Annotated in this window: 10 protein-coding genes and 1 pseudogene; 6 read left to right on the top strand and 5 right to left on the bottom strand. The window is 69.7% G+C overall.

Annotated features, from left to right (window positions below):
- Positions 1-46: 46 nt before the first annotated feature.
- Genes ACPYIS_RS09670 through ACPYIS_RS09660 form a run of 3 tightly spaced genes read right to left on the bottom strand, consistent with a single transcriptional unit; the run spans position 47 to position 3,204 of the window.
- Positions 47-1,384: a mechanosensitive ion channel family protein gene (locus tag ACPYIS_RS09670; RefSeq protein WP_424859421.1), complete on the bottom strand. Its 1,338-nt coding sequence runs from the start codon at positions 1,382-1,384 to the stop codon at positions 47-49.
- 55 nt (positions 1,385-1,439) lie between these two features.
- Positions 1,440-2,231, bottom strand: coding sequence for an enoyl-CoA hydratase (locus ACPYIS_RS09665; RefSeq protein WP_424859422.1), 792 nt, complete (start codon positions 2,229-2,231; stop codon positions 1,440-1,442).
- Between the two features lie 22 nt (positions 2,232-2,253).
- Positions 2,254-3,204 (bottom strand): histone deacetylase family protein, encoded by a 951-nt coding sequence (locus ACPYIS_RS09660; RefSeq protein WP_299020868.1) that lies wholly within the window; start codon positions 3,202-3,204, stop codon positions 2,254-2,256.
- Between the two features lie 54 nt (positions 3,205-3,258).
- Here ACPYIS_RS09660 and ACPYIS_RS09655 point away from each other — a divergent pair, with 54 nt between their 5' ends.
- The 6 genes and pseudogenes from ACPYIS_RS09655 to ACPYIS_RS09630 all read left to right on the top strand — a co-directional run bounded on the left by ACPYIS_RS09655 (position 3,259) and on the right by ACPYIS_RS09630 (position 11,462).
- Complete coding sequence (locus tag ACPYIS_RS09655; RefSeq protein WP_424894593.1) at positions 3,259-4,182, top strand: AAA family ATPase; 924 nt, start codon at positions 3,259-3,261, stop codon at positions 4,180-4,182.
- Between the two features lie 5 nt (positions 4,183-4,187).
- Positions 4,188-5,192 (top strand): DUF58 domain-containing protein, encoded by a 1,005-nt coding sequence (locus ACPYIS_RS09650; protein WP_424859424.1) that lies wholly within the window; start codon positions 4,188-4,190, stop codon positions 5,190-5,192.
- A complete protein-coding gene (gene mltB, locus ACPYIS_RS09645; RefSeq protein WP_424859425.1) occupies positions 5,183-8,422 on the top strand; it encodes a lytic murein transglycosylase B in 3,240 nt (1,079 codons plus the stop codon). The genes ACPYIS_RS09650 and mltB overlap by 10 nt, the downstream gene beginning before the upstream one ends.
- Positions 8,423-8,437: 15 nt before the next feature.
- Positions 8,438-8,827: pseudogene (locus tag ACPYIS_RS09640) on the top strand (TAXI family TRAP transporter solute-binding subunit); the annotation flags it as partial.
- 36 nt (positions 8,828-8,863) lie between these two features.
- Complete coding sequence (locus tag ACPYIS_RS09635; protein WP_299021548.1) at positions 8,864-10,927, top strand: TRAP transporter permease; 2,064 nt, start codon at positions 8,864-8,866, stop codon at positions 10,925-10,927.
- Entirely contained in the window at positions 10,878-11,462 is a 585-nt protein-coding gene (locus ACPYIS_RS09630) for a DUF1850 domain-containing protein (RefSeq protein WP_299021550.1), read from the top strand. Before ACPYIS_RS09635 ends, ACPYIS_RS09630 begins: the two co-directional genes overlap by 50 nt.
- Here ACPYIS_RS09630 and ACPYIS_RS09625 read toward each other — a convergent pair.
- Together ACPYIS_RS09625 and ACPYIS_RS09620 are read right to left on the bottom strand one after the other, a co-directional pair.
- Positions 11,428-12,393, bottom strand: a complete 966-nt coding sequence (locus ACPYIS_RS09625) for an alpha-E domain-containing protein (RefSeq protein ID WP_299021553.1) — start codon at positions 12,391-12,393, stop codon at positions 11,428-11,430. The two genes, ACPYIS_RS09630 and ACPYIS_RS09625, sit on opposite strands and share 35 nt — an antisense overlap.
- Positions 12,394-12,425: 32 nt before the next feature.
- The gene (locus tag ACPYIS_RS09620; protein ID WP_425973512.1) at positions 12,426-13,877 is read right to left on the bottom strand and encodes a circularly permuted type 2 ATP-grasp protein; all 1,452 of its coding nucleotides are present in this window, start codon (positions 13,875-13,877) and stop codon (positions 12,426-12,428) included.
- Positions 13,878-13,913 lie beyond the last annotated feature (36 nt).

The raw sequence follows: 13,913 nt of genomic DNA, 5'->3' as shown, positions 1-13,913 counted from the left end.
GAGCGCGCGGACGTCACAAGCCCCCAACCCGCGCGTCACAAACCCGTCAGTGGCCGGGCGCCTGGGGAGCCGCGGCAAGCACCGGCATGGCCGCCCCCGCGCCACCCTCCGTCGGGCGCACATGCAACACCCTCTGCGGGTAGGGGATTTCCACCCCGTGCTCGCGAAACAGCGCCAGGATGCGCAGATTGATGGCCGAGCGCAGGCCGAGCTGGCCGTTTTCGGGGTCGGCGATCCAATAGCCCAGCGTGAACTCGAGCCCGTCGGCACCGAAGGCCGACAGGGCCGCCAGCGGCGCCGGGTCACGCAACACGCGAGGCTGCTCTAGGGCGGCTTGCACGAGCAGGCGCTGCACCAGCTCGACGTCACTGCCATAGGCCACGCCGACCACCGTGGACTGCCAGACCTTGGGATCGGACAGCGAGAGGTTTTCCACGCGCTGCGTCAACAGCAGCTCGTTGGGCACGATCGATTCCCGCCCGCCCACCGAGCGGATGACGGTGTAGCGCGCCTTGATGTCGGCCACCACCCCTTCGAAGGTGTCGAGCCGCACCATGTCGCCGATGCGCAGGCTGCGCTCGGTCAGGATGACGAAGCCGCTGACGTAGTTGGCGGCGAGCTTTTGCAAGCCAAAGCCGATGCCCACGCCGATCGCGCCGCCCAGCACCGACAGCGCCGTCAGGTCGATGCCGACCGCGGACAGCGCCAGCATCAACCCGACGAACAGGAGCAGCGCGCGCGTGGCATTGCTGGCGGCCTTGCGCAGCGACAGCGACTCGCCGCTCGCGTCTTGCAGCAACCGTGCCTCGATGGCCGACGAGATCCACAACGCCACGATCAACACCGCGCCGGCGCTGAGCACCCCCTCGATGAGGGTGCGCACCGACATCGTCGTGCCGCCCAGTTTCCACGTGATCTGGTCCAGCTCGGCCAGCACCACCGGCAGCAACCCCGTGATCCAGGCCACCGCCGCCAGCCACGCCAACCACGACACGGTGCGCTCCACCGGGCGCAGCCACGCCGCCCCGCGGAACGCCACTTCCAGCACCTTGACGCCGATGCGAATGATCACCAGCGCCAGCAGCGCCGGAACGGCGACACGCCAAACCGCGGGCGGCGCCCACAGCGCGGTCAGCGCACGCGCTGCATACGCCAGCACGAGCAATAGCAACGGAAACAGCACCCCATCGATGCCGCGATGGCCAAACCAAATCGAGCGCTCGGCGTCGGGATTGAACGCATGTTTCAAGCCTCGCGCGACGCCCCAGCTCAGCGCCACACACACGGCCAGCGCAGACAGCTCGATCAGGGCGCCGGGCTGCAAAAAGGTCTGCAACCAGGCGCCGATGTCGTCGATCGGGGCGGGAGCGGGGGGTCGGCTCATGGGTGACTCGGTCGGTCGAACAACGCTGAAAAGGAGGGCGGTCGGCAGCGACGCGTCAGGCCGACGCGCGCCACGCGGGCGGACGCTTTTCGATAAAGGCCTGCACGCCTTCTTGGGCCACCTCGTGCATCATGTTGCAAGCCATGGTTTGGCCCGCCAGTTGGTAGGCGGCCTCGATGCCGGTCTCGCGGTGCTGGTAGAACACCGCTTTGCCCATCGCAATGGCTGCGCGCGGCTTGGCCAGGATGGCGCTGACCAGCCGCTCGATCTCGGCGTCCAGCGCATCCGCTGGCACCACCCGGTTGACCAGCCCGCGCAGGCGCGCCTCCTCGGCGCTGATGAACTCGCCCGTGAGCAGCATCTCCATCGCCACCTTGGTCGGCACGTTGCGCACCAGCGGTACGCTGGGCGTGGCACAAAACAGCCCGACGTCGATGCCGTTGACGCCAAAGCGCGCCTCTTGCGCCGCCACGGCCAAGTCGCACTGCGCCACCAGTTGGCAGCCCGCCGCCGTCGCCAACCCTTGCACGCGGGCGATCACCGGCACCGGCAAGCGCTGGATCTGCAGCATCATGCGCGAGCACTGGGCAAAGAGCTGCTGGTAGTACGCAAGCTCCGGGCGAGCCCGCATTTCCTTGAGGTTGTGCCCGGCGCAAAACGCCTTGCCCGCCGCGCCGATGACGAGCACGCGCGCGCCCTCGTCGGCGGCGATGTCGTCCAGCTTGGCCGACAGCGCGGCGAGCATCGCCTCGCTGAGCACGTTGAACGATTGCGGCGTGTTGAGTGTGAGGGTATGCACGCCGCGCGCGTCGCGGGTGTGCAACAGGATGGGGGCATCGGTCGTCATGGGGGTCTCCTCGGCAAAGCCATCACAACTCGGCCAGCGTGCGCACGTGTGCCTCGACGCTGCGCGCCAGCGCACTCAGGTTATAGCCGCCTTCGAGCACGCTGACGATACGGCCCTTGGCATGGCGCTTGGCCACCTCCATCAGCCGCTGCGTGATCCAGACGTAGTCCTGCTCCACCAACGCGAGCTGACCCAGGTCGTCCTCGCGGTGCGCATCGAACCCGGCGCTGATCAAGATCAGCTGCGGCCGGTGCGCCTGCAGCCGAGGCAGCCACATCATCTCGACGATTTCGCGCACGTCCATGCCCTTGGTGTAGGCCGGCACGGGCACGTTGACCAGGTTGGGCGCATCGCGGTGGTCCCACTCGGGGTAGTAGGGGTGCTGATAAAAGCTGCACATTAGAATGCGCTCATCACCCGCGACGATGTCCTCGGTGCCGTTGCCGTGGTGCACGTCGAAGTCTACGATGGCCACCCGCTGCAGCCCCAGCCGCTGCAACGCGTATTTGGCCGCCACGGCAACATTGTTGAAAAAGCAAAAGCCCATCGCGCGGTTGCGGCAGGCGTGGTGCCCGGGTGGGCGCACGGCACAAAAGGCGTTGGCCAGCTCGCCGGCCACCACGGCCTCGGTAGCGTCGATCGCGGCCCCTGCCGCGGCCAGCGCCGCCTCCCAGGTGTGGACGTTGAGCGCGGTATCGGGGTCGAGCGACAGGTGCGACGGCCCACCGGCGGCAATGCGCTCGCGCAACTCGTCACTCAGGCCGCGGATGGCGGCGATGTGCAGCCGGTCGTGCGCCAGCTCCAACTCGGCCACCGCCGCCGGCGTCGCGGTTCGCTGCTCCAGCGCGTCGAGCACCCCGGTGATGAGCAAGCGGTCGTCGATCGCGCCCAGGCGCTGCGGGCACTCGGGGTGCCCCGGCCCCATGTCATGGCGGACGCAGAGGGGGTGCGTGAAGTAGCCGGTCGGTTTCATGGCTTGTCTGTCGCGGGGCCGTCGCGGCGTGACGCTTTCCGGTATCGTGCAGTCATGGATGCGAACCGGCCCCTCATTGCCTCGTTACTCGATCAGCTTACCACGGTCATCGTGGGTAAAGACGACGTGCTGCGCGACGCCGTCACGTGTTTGCTGGCAGGTGGCCACTTGCTCATCGAGGACATGCCCGGCGTGGGCAAAACGACGCTGGCGCACGCGCTGGCGCGCACCTTCGGGCTGCGCTTCGCGCGCGTGCAGTTCACGTCGGATTTGATGCCCAGCGACCTCACCGGTGCGGCCGTCTATGACCGGCAGCGGCAAGAATTCGTCTTTCACCCGGGCCCGCTGTTCGCCCAGGTGCTGCTGGCCGACGAGATCAACCGCGCCAGCCCGCGCACCCAAAGCGCGTTGCTGGAGGCGATGGAAGAGCGTCAGGTCAGCGTCGATGGCGTCACGCACGCGCTGCCCGAGCCATTTTTCGTCATCGCCACGCAAAACCCGTTCGAGCAAATCGGCACGCACGCGCTGCCCGAATCGCAACTCGACCGGTTTTTGATGCGGCTATCACTCGGCTACCCCAACCGCCGCGCCGAGCGTGCGCTGTTGGCGGGCGAAGACCGGCGCGACATGCTGCAACGGCTGCCTGCGCTGCTCGATGGCACCCGACTGCGGGCACTGCAGCAGGCCGCGGGGGCGGTGACGGTCAGCGACGCCCTGCTCGACTACGTGCAGGCGCTGCTCGAGGCCACGCGCGACGGCCGCTGGTTCGTGCACGGGCTCAGCCCCCGGGCGGGCTTGGCACTGTTGCGCGCCGCGCGCGCCCGCGCGCTGCTGCAGGGGCGCCGCTACGTGGTGCCGGACGACGTGATCGACGTGCTGGTGCCGGTGGCCGCACACCGACTCGTGCCCGTCAGCGGCGCGGGGCGCGATGCGGCCGGCCAACTGCACGCGCTGGTGCAGGCCCTGCCCTTGCCGTGAGCCCGATGGCCGCCCCCTCCCAACCCCACAGCGGCTGGCGGCAGCGATGGCGCGCCTGGTGGCTGGCCCGCCTGCCCGTCACCGCGCAGCACGTGCTGACGCACCGCAACCTGTATCTGTGGCCCACTCGGGCGGGCTGGATGCTGGGGCTGACACTACTGCTGTTGCTGGTGGGCAGCATCAACTACCAACTCAACCTGGGCTACGGCCTGACATTTCTGCTGGCCGGCAGCATCGCCGCGAGCGTGCACGTCGGGCATGGCAACCTGCGCGGGCTGCGGCTGCAGGTTTCGATCGACGGCGAGGCGTGGGCCGGGCGCCTCATCCCGGCCCGGGTGTGGCTGGAGGCACCCGGGCGCCACCCGCGCTGGGCGGTGTCGCTGCAGTGGCTGCAGCCCGGCGCGGCAGCGGCCGGCACCGACGTCGCCGCGGGCGACCGCACGGCGATCGAGCTGCCGCTGGTGCTGCCCACGCGCGGACGGCACGCGCTGCCGCCGCTGCGGGTCGAATCCCTGTACCCGCTGGGCGTCGTCCGCTTCTGGAGCGTGTGGCGCCCCGCAGGCAGCGTCACGGTCTACCCCGCGCCGGAACCCGACGCCCCGGCGCTGCCCACGGCCTCGCTGTCCACGCCGGCGCCTTTACAGCCCGTAGCGCTACCCATCCGGCATACCGCCACGGGCGACGCGACACCACAGGCCGTGCGTCCGTACCGCACTGGAGACGCCGCCACTCGCGTGCTGTGGAAGAAGGCGGCGCGCACCGATGGCAACCCAGCGGGCTGGCTGGTGCGCGCCGCCGAGCCCACCCCGCCATCCGCCGACCTCTGGCTCGACGAGGCCTGCTGCGGCCTGGGGTCGCTGGAAGCCCGGCGCTCACGCCTGGCGGCCTGGGTGCTGCGCGCCGACGCCGAGGGTCGGCGCTACGGCCTGCGGCTAGCCGCTATCGTCATCGAGCCGGACCATGGGCCTGCCCACCGCCGCCGCTGCCTGGAGGCCCTGGCATGCCACTGACCCCGTCGGCGCTGTTTCCGCGCCTCGCTGCCCTGCCGCGCGAGGCCCGCGACACCCTGTTTCTGCTCACGGTGATCGGCGGGATCGTCGTGCTGCAGGCCGGCCACGTGCCGGGGTGGACCAGCGCGCTGGCTTTTGGCGTGCTGGCCTGGCGCGGCTGGCTGGCCTGGCGGGGGCGCGCGCTGCCGGGCTGGCCGTGGCGGCTCGCGCTCACAGCGGTGGCCGTGGGCTTGACGGTCTACACCCACCGCACGCTGCTGGGCCCGGAGCCCGGCGTGACGCTGGTGGTCGTGCTGCTGGCCCTCAAGACCCTGGAGCTGCGCGCGCGCCGCGATGCGTTCGTGGTGTTCTTCCTGGGCTTTTTCGCCTTGCTCACGCCACTGCTGCAATCGCAGTCGCTGCCGATGGCGCTGGGCATCGTGCTGGCGGTGTGGGGGCTGCTGACGGGGCTGGTGCTGGCCCACCGCCCCCATGGCCGCCCGCCCCTGGCGCAGGCGGCACGCACGGCCGGTGGCATGGCACTGCTGGGGGCGCCCATCATGGCGCTGCTGTTTGCGCTGTTTCCGCGCCTGCCGCCGCTGTGGGGTATCCCCACCGACACCGCCCTGGGGCGCAGCGGTCTGTCGGGCCAGATGCAGGTCGGCGACGTGGCCCGGCTGGCGCTGGACGAGCGGGTGGCGCTGCGCGTGGCGTTTCCGGATGGCGCACCGCCGCGCGAGGCGCTGTATTTTCGGGGGCCGGTGCTGCGGGTCTTCGACGGGCGACGCTGGCGACCGGTGCACGGCCCGGATGCCGCCACCGATGTGCCCGTCGGCTTGCTGTTGCACGACACCGGAGGCGATTTCGCACCGCTCGGGTCGGCTGTGCGCTATCAGGTCACGATGGAGCCCAGTCTGCGCCCGTGGCTGCTGACGCTGGACGCCACGCCCACCGCCCCGGTGATCACTGCCGCCGCCGGTAGTCTGGCGGGTTTGACGCCGCAATCCTCGCCGGATGGGCAGTGGTGGCTGGCGCGCCCCGTCACCGACGTGCTGCGCTACGAGGGGCACGCCTACCCCGCGCACCAGCGCGGCACCAACGCGCAGCGGCTGGCGCTGCAGGTGGACCGCGAGCTGCCGCCGGGCTACAACCCACGCACGCTGGCCTGGGCACAGCAGCTGCGCCGCGACTTGGGCGAGCCGCCGCCGCACGTGCTGGTCGACGCGGTGCTGCGCCGCTTGCGCGATGGCGGCTACCGCTACACGCTCGAGCCCGGCCCCTACGGACGCGACACGGCCGACGAATTTTGGTTCGACCGGCGCGAGGGCTTTTGCGAGCACATTGCCTCGGCGTTCGTGATCGCGATGCGTGCGCTCGACATCCCCGCGCGCATCGTGACCGGCTATCAGGGTGGTGAGCCCAACCCCTTGGACGGGCGGTGGACCGTGCGCCAGAGCGACGCCCATGCTTGGGCCGAGGTCTGGCTGCCCGGCAAGGGTTGGGTGCGTATCGACCCCACCGCCTACGTCAGCCCGGATCGCACCACCACCGCACAGCGGCTCAGCCCCCCGCCCGGCCCCGTTGCGGCCGCGGTGGTCCGGTTCGACCCGCGGCTGCTGACCACGCTGCGCGCCGTCTGGGACGCCGCCAACCAGCGCTGGAACGACTGGGTATTGGACTATGGCCCTACGCGCCAGCTCGATATGCTGCGGCGGCTGGGCTTGGACGCGTCGGACTGGCGCGACGCCGCGCGCGCACTGGGCATCGCGCTGGCCGCGCTGGCGCTGCTGGGCACCGCGGCCCTCGTGTGGCACCGGCCCCGCCGCGACCCGTGGCAGCACCTGCTGGCGCGCGCCGCTCGGCGCTGGGCGCGCGCGGGGATAGCATGCCCGCCGCCGCTGACCCCGCGCCGACTGCTGGCCCGCATCGAACAGCACCCGACCGTGCAAAGCGATGCCGACATGCGGCGCGCCTGGGCCGAATGGCTGCTGGCGCTGGAAGCGGTGCGCTACGATGCACGCGTGACGACGCCTTCCCGACCCCCGATGCCCGATCTGCCAACGCTCGCGCGCCGACTCTCCACACTGCCCCTGCCACCCAAGGCAGCGCCGGACAACGCGCCGGCCCTGCGTCGGCGCACCCTGCTCGTCATGGCCGGACTGACCGTGCTGGCCGGGGCCGGCACCCCAAGCGTGGGCCAGGCCCGCCCGCCCGCGCCTGCCGACCCCACCTATGCCGCGCGCACCGATGCCCAAGCGCTGGCCGCGGCCATCGACGCCGCCGAGGGTTGGACGGACGGCTGGGCGCAGCGGTGGCTCTCCCGCGCCCGGCGTGACGAGCGCGTCACGCGCTTGATCCTGCCCCCACCACCCGCCGCATTCAAAGATTGGGCTGCCTACCGCGCGCGCTTCGTCGAGCCGACGCGCATCCAAGCCGGCGTGCGCTTTTGGTCGGCGCACGAGGCTGCGCTGGCACGCGCCGAAGCCGAATACGGCGTCCCGGCAGCGCTGATCGTGGGCATCATTGGCGTCGAGACCCTCTACGGCCGCCACCTGGGTCAGCACCGCACGCTCGACGCGCTCACCACGCTGGCGCTGGACTTCCCGGCCGCCCACCCGCGCGCCGCCGCCCGCCAGGCGTACTTTCAGCAAGAGCTGCGCGCCTTCTTGCGGCTGGCGCGGCTGGAGGGCACCGCCCCCGATGCGTGGCGCAGCAGCTACGCGGGCGCCATGGGGCTGCCGCAGTTCATGCCCAGCAATTGGCTGGCCTACGGTGTGGATGCCGACGGCGATGGCCACGTGGACCTGACGGCCAGCGCCCCCGATGCCATCGCGTCCGTGGCCCGCTTTTTGCGCGCCCACGGTTGGCGGCCCGGTCTGGCACCGACGTACGCCGTCACGCCCCCTGCCGATGGCGAGCATTTGGCCACGCTGCTGGCCCCAGACATCCGCCCCACGTTCACGCTGGACCAATTACGCGCCCTGGGCGCGCGCCCCGCGCCCGAGGCTGAGGCGCACACCGACGGGTTGCTGGCGCTGGTCGAGCTGCAAAACGGTGACCCCACGCGTGGCGGCGCCCCCGCCACCTATGTGCTGGGTACCGATAATTTCTACGCTATCACCCGCTACAACCAGAGCAGCTATTACGCGATGGCCGTGCTGGCGCTGGGCCATGCCGTCGAGCAGGCGCGCGCCGTCGGCGCCCCTGCACCGGATGTCACCCGGGCGTCGCCGCCACGGGGTTTCCCCTGAGGTCGCCAACTCGACGCCACGCTGCAGTCAGCCGGGTTGGGCGTGGCCTCCATCCGCGATCTGGCCACGGCCATCAAGATCGTCGTCATCCCGGTACCCCCGGAAGTCGTGGCCAAGGTGGGCGACCCGGCGTACCAGCCTGCGGTCATTCCCGCCAACACCTACACCGGCCAAACGACGGACATACCGACGGCGGCCATCCCCAACTTTTTGGTCACGCACAGCGGCGTGCCCGAGGACTTGGTCTACCGCATGACCAAGGCCATGTATGACAACCTGGACACGCTGTACGCCGCGCACAACGCCGCGCGCGCCATCAAGCGCGACAACGCCCTCAAGGGCATGCCGGTGCCGCTGCACCCCGGGGCCGAGCGCTACTACCGCGAAGTGGGCTTGATCAAGTAACCACTGTGGGCCCACGCTGACGCCCCACCACGATACATGCAAGCCGAACCGGTTCACCCGGCCCCGTCCGGCGCCACGGGGCCCGACTGGCGCGCGCCCGCCACCTGGGTGGCGCTGGCGTTTGCGGCCTTCCAGCTCTGGATGGCGGCCTTTCACCCGCTCTCCAGCCAGGTCATCCGTGCCCTGCACGTCGGATTCGTGCTGTGGCTGATCTTTTTGCTGTATCCGCCGTTTCAGCGTCGCGGTCCGCGGCTGGCCCAGGCCGGGCGTGCGCTGGGTTGGGTGCTCGGGGTCGCCGGCTTTGGCACCGGCTTGTACCAGTGGGTGTTCGAGGCCGACCTGACCCAGCGCGCGGGCGAACTCGAGGGCTGGGACTGGTGGGTCGGCATCGCCGCCATCGCGCTCGTGTTCGAGGCGGCGCGCCGCGTCATGGGCTGGGGTCTGCCCATCATTTGCGCGGTTTTTTTGGCCTACGCGGCGTTTGGTCAGCACCTGCCCGGCGCCCTGGCGCACCGTGGCTACGACTGGGAAATCCTCATCGCCACGCTCGGCTTTGGCACCGAGGGCATCTACGGCACGCCCACCTACGTGTCGTCGACCTACATTTTTTTGTTCATCCTGTTTGGCGCGTTTTTGGAACAGGCGGGCATGGTGCGCCTGTTCACCGACTTTGCGATGGGCACGGTGGGTCACACGCGCGGCGGCCCGGCCAAGGTGGCCGTGCTGTCGTCGGGCCTGATGGGCACGATCAACGGCTCAGGCGTGGCCAACGTGGTCACGACTGGGCAGTTCACCATTCCGCTCATGAAGCGCTTCGGCTACAGCCCCGCATTCGCAGGCGGGGTCGAGGCCACTTCCAGCATGGGCGGCCAGATCATGCCGCCGGTGATGGGCGCGGTGGCCTTCATCATGGCCGAGACCATCAACGTGCCCTACTTGGCCATCGTGCAGGCGGCGCTGATTCCCGCCATCCTGTATTTCGTCACCGTGTTCTGGATGGTGCACCTGGAAGCCGGACGCAAAGGGTTGGTGGGGCTGCCGCGTGAGCAATGCCCCAACCCGTGGACGGCGGTACGCGAGCGCTGGTATCTGCTGCTGCCGCTGCTGGGGCTGGTGGTGCTGCTGTTTTCAGGCTACACGCCGATGTTTTCCGGTACGGTCGGGCTGGCGCTGACCGTGGTGTTGATCTTTGGCGCGGCGGTGATGCAGGGACTGCGTGGCCGCGCCCTGCGCTTCGTGTTCTGGGTGTTGCTGGCACTGGCGTGCAGCGGGTTTTTCCGCTTTGGCGCCGGCGCCTTCTTCGTGATCACGGCCGCCCTGGTGGCGCTGACCTACGCACTGCGCTGCGGCCAGCAAGCGCGCGCGCTGGCCCTGCAGGCGCTGGTCGACGGCGCACGCCACGCGCTGCCGGTGGCGGCCGCCTGTGCGTTGGTCGGGGTCATCATCGGGGTCATCAACCTCACCGGCGTGGCGGCGGAAATCGGCGGGCACGTGATCGCCATCGGGCGCGACAACCTGCTGCTGGCGCTGGTGCTGACCATGCTGACGTGCTTGGTGTTGGGTATGGGGATCCCGACCATCCCCAACTACATCATCACCAGTTCGCTGGCCGCGCCGGTGCTGCTGGAGCTGGGCGTGCCGCTGATCGTGTCGCACATGTTCGTCTTCTATTTCGGTATCATGGCCGACCTGACCCCCCCGGTGGCGCTGGCGGCGTTCGCAGCCGCGCCCATCGCGCGCGAGCGGGGCCTGCTCATCAGCCTCAACGCGGTGCGCGTGGCCATCGCCGGCTTCATCGTGCCCTACATGGCGGTCTACAGCCCGGCACTCATGCTGCAGGGCGACCCGACGGTGTGGGCGGTGGCGTGGATCGTGTTCAAGGCGCTGGTGGCGATCGGACTCTGGGGCGCGGGGGCGATCGGACACCTGTGGGGGCCGCTGGCCTGGTGGGAGCGCCTGTGGGCGATCGGCGCGGCCAGCCTGCTGGTGGCGGCGCTGCCGGTCACCGACGAGGCTGGCCTGGCCGGCACGGTCGCGTTGCTCGTATGGCATGGCTGGCGCCAGCGCCGGCGGCCTGCGCGAGCGACCGGCCGCTCCTGACGCGGATGTGCCGATGGCGGGCGGCTGGGCCCTGTGCTTGTTGTGGGCGGCCTCCGCAGCCACCTTGCCGCCGAACACCGACGGCGCGCCGCCCACCGCGCACGAGGCGGTGCATTCCGCGCGCCAGATCACACTGGCCTGGATGCACACCATCGAGCGCACGCGCTGGGAGGAGCGCTACGACCTCGTCGGCCCGGACGACACCGACGGTCCGTGCGCGCCCGTGCCACACGGGGCGCTGTGCCCGCGCTGGGTGCGCGTGCAGGGCTCGGGGGCCGGCATGGAGCCCGCCCCGCCCGCCACGTGGCGGGATGGCGGCTACGAGTGGGCGCCGCCCGCGTTGCCCGTGTCGGCGCTGCGCCTGATGCGCTCGCCCCATGCCGCAGACTACACGCTTTGCCTGGATGCGCACTGCCGCCCACTGACCGCGTGGTTGCCGCAGACGCCGCCGCCCGAGGGCGTGGTACGTTTGCGCGTCTGCCCGGCGACGGGTGTGTCGCTCACGCCGGCACCGGCAACAAAAACGTCTGGCTGATGCGCGTGCCCAAGGCGTTGATGCGCTCGAGAAACTGCGTCAGAAACGCGTGCAGCCCATTGGCCAGAATCTCGTCGATGCGGGCAAACCGCAACTCGGCGCGCAAGCGCCCCGCGTGGCGCTCGGTCTCGGCCGACTGGGCGTTGCGCACCGCCTCCAAATTGCGCACGACTTCTTCCACGCAGGCGCTCAGGCTGCGCGGCATATCGGGGCGCAGAATCAACAGCTCGGCGACGCGCTCGGGCGTGATCACGCTGCGATACACCTTGCGGTAGATCTCGAACGCGCTGACGCTGCGCAGAATGCTGCTCCAGTGGTAGAAATCGAGCGTGGCGTCCGTGCCCGCGGCGGCACCCGGCGTCGCGGCCTCGGCAGGGGCGGCATGGAATTTGACATCGAGCATGCGCGCCGTGTTGTCGGCACGCTCCAAAAACGTGCCCATGCGCAGGAAGTGAAACGCCTCGTCCTGCAGCATGGTGCCGTAGGCGACCCCGCGCGAGACGTGCGAGCGAAATTTCACCCACTCGAAGAAGCGCGCCGGATCACGTTCGAATTCGCCCGCTTTCAGCAGCCGCTGCAGCTCCAGCCACGTCTGGTTGTGCGCCTCCCACAACTCCGTGGTCAGCACCCCACGCACGGCACGCGCGTTCTCACGCGCCGCGCGCAGGCACGAATAGATGCTCGATGGGTTGTATTCATCGCGCACCATGAACTGCAACACGTCACGCGCACTGACCTCGCCATACTGATACTGATACGCCGGCATCAGCTCGCTGATGCGCAGCAACCCCTCCCAGCCCTGCCGCGCCACCGCGTCGGGCTGTGGCAGCAGCGAAGTCTGGTAGTGCACGTCGAGCATGCGGGCGGTATTTTCAGCGCGCTCGGTGTAGCGCGCCATCCAGAACAGGTGATCGGCGGTGCGGGACAGCATGACAGTCTCCGGTGGCGTTGGGGTTGACGGAATCAAGTCTCCAGGACCCACGTATCCTTCGTACCGCCGCCCTGTGACGAATTGACGACGAGCGAGCCCTCGCGCAACGCCACCCGCGTCAGCCCGCCGGGCACCATCTGCACCGTCTTGCCCGACAGCACGAAGGGCCGCAAATCGATGTGACGCGGGGCGACGCCCTGCTCCACAAAGGTCGGGCAGGTCGACAGCGCCAGCGTCGGCTGCGCGATGTAGTGCTCGGGGCGCGCCCGGATCGCGGCGCGAAAGTGCTCGATCTCGGCCCGGGTCGCGACCGGGCCGACCAGCATGCCGTAGCCGCCCGCGCCATGCACCTCCTTGACCACCAGCTCCTCCAGATGGTCCAGCATGTAGGCCAGGTCATCGGCCTCGCGGCCCAGGTAGGTGGGCACGTTGGCCAGGATCGGGCGCTCGCCCAAGTAGAACTCGATCATGCACGGTACATAGGGGTAGATCGACTTGTCGTCGGCCACGCCGGTGCCGATCGCGTTGCACAGCGTCACGTGGCCGCGCCGGTAGGCATCGAGCAGGCCCGCGCAGCCGAGTTGCGAATCGGCGCGAAACGCCAGCGGATCGAGAAAATCGTCGTCGATGCGCCGGTAGATCACATCGACGGGCTGCGGCCCGCTGGTGGTGCGCATGTAGACGCGGCCGTCGCGCACGAACAAGTCCTGCCCTTCCACCAGCTCGACCCCCATCTGCTGCGCCAAAAAGGCATGTTCGAAATAGGCGCTGTTGTAAATGCCCGGCGTCAAAACGACGACCGTCGGGTCGGCCACCTGACTGGGCGCAACCGAGCGCAGGGTCTCCAACAGCAGGTCGGGGTAGTGCGCCACCGGTGCGACGCGGTATTCGCGAAACAGCTCGGGAAACAGTCGCATCATCATGTTGCGGTCTTCGAGCATGTAGCTCACGCCGGAGGGCACGCGCAGGTTGTCTTCGAGCACGATGTACTGCGCCTCGCCCGCTGCGCCCGGTAACGGTGCACGCACCACGTCGATGCCCGCAATGTGGGCATACACACTGCCCGGCACGTCCAGCCCCACCATTTCGGGGCGAAACTGCGGGTTGTGCAGCACGGGCTCGCGCGGGATGATGCCCGCGCGCAGAATCTCCTGCTCGTGGTAGAGGTCGTGGAGGAACCGGTTGAGGGCGGTGACGCGCTGCACCAGTCCGCGCTGTAGCTGCTGCCACTCGTGCGCAGGAATGATGCGTGGAATGACGTCGAACGGGATCAGACGCTCAGTGCCCGCACCGTCTTCGTCCTTGTCGCCGTAGACGGCGAACGTGATGCCGACGCGGCGAAACATCATCTCCGCCTCCTCGCGGCGAGCAGCCATGCGCTCAGGCGGCTGTTGCTGCAACCAGCGGGCGTAGGCGGCGTAGTGGGCGCGCACGCTGCCGTCGGCAGCCGTCATTTCATCGGGGGCAGGGGACAGTCTCGTCATCGCAGGCTCGCTCGGGGCATTGGGTGCCGTCGGTTC

The organism is Tepidimonas sp. HKU78 (genome assembly GCF_049860815.1).
Lineage (GTDB): Bacteria > Pseudomonadota > Gammaproteobacteria > Burkholderiales > Burkholderiaceae_C > Tepidimonas.
Note: the sequence above shows the minus strand (reverse complement) of the source record. Positions and strands in the feature narration are given on the sequence as shown.

Bases quoted from the DNA above. Each gene is read 5' to 3' on its own strand.
- ACPYIS_RS09670 (WP_424859421.1), bottom strand. From the start codon at position 1,384: ATGAGCCGACCCCCCGCTCCCGCCCCGATCGACGACATCGGCGCCTGG.
- ACPYIS_RS09665 (WP_424859422.1), bottom strand. From the start codon at position 2,231: ATGACGACCGATGCCCCCATCCTGTTGCACACCCGCGACGCGCGCGGC.
- ACPYIS_RS09660 (WP_299020868.1), bottom strand. From the start codon at position 3,204: ATGAAACCGACCGGCTACTTCACGCACCCCCTCTGCGTCCGCCATGAC.
- ACPYIS_RS09655 (WP_424894593.1), top strand. From the start codon at position 3,259: ATGGATGCGAACCGGCCCCTCATTGCCTCGTTACTCGATCAGCTTACC.
- ACPYIS_RS09650 (WP_424859424.1), top strand. From the start codon at position 4,188: ATGGCCGCCCCCTCCCAACCCCACAGCGGCTGGCGGCAGCGATGGCGC.
- mltB (WP_424859425.1), top strand. From the start codon at position 5,183: ATGCCACTGACCCCGTCGGCGCTGTTTCCGCGCCTCGCTGCCCTGCCG.
- ACPYIS_RS09635 (WP_299021548.1), top strand. From the start codon at position 8,864: ATGCAAGCCGAACCGGTTCACCCGGCCCCGTCCGGCGCCACGGGGCCC.
- ACPYIS_RS09630 (WP_299021550.1), top strand. From the start codon at position 10,878: ATGGCTGGCGCCAGCGCCGGCGGCCTGCGCGAGCGACCGGCCGCTCCT.
- ACPYIS_RS09625 (WP_299021553.1), bottom strand. From the start codon at position 12,393: ATGCTGTCCCGCACCGCCGATCACCTGTTCTGGATGGCGCGCTACACC.
- ACPYIS_RS09620 (WP_425973512.1), bottom strand. From the start codon at position 13,877: ATGACGAGACTGTCCCCTGCCCCCGATGAAATGACGGCTGCCGACGGC.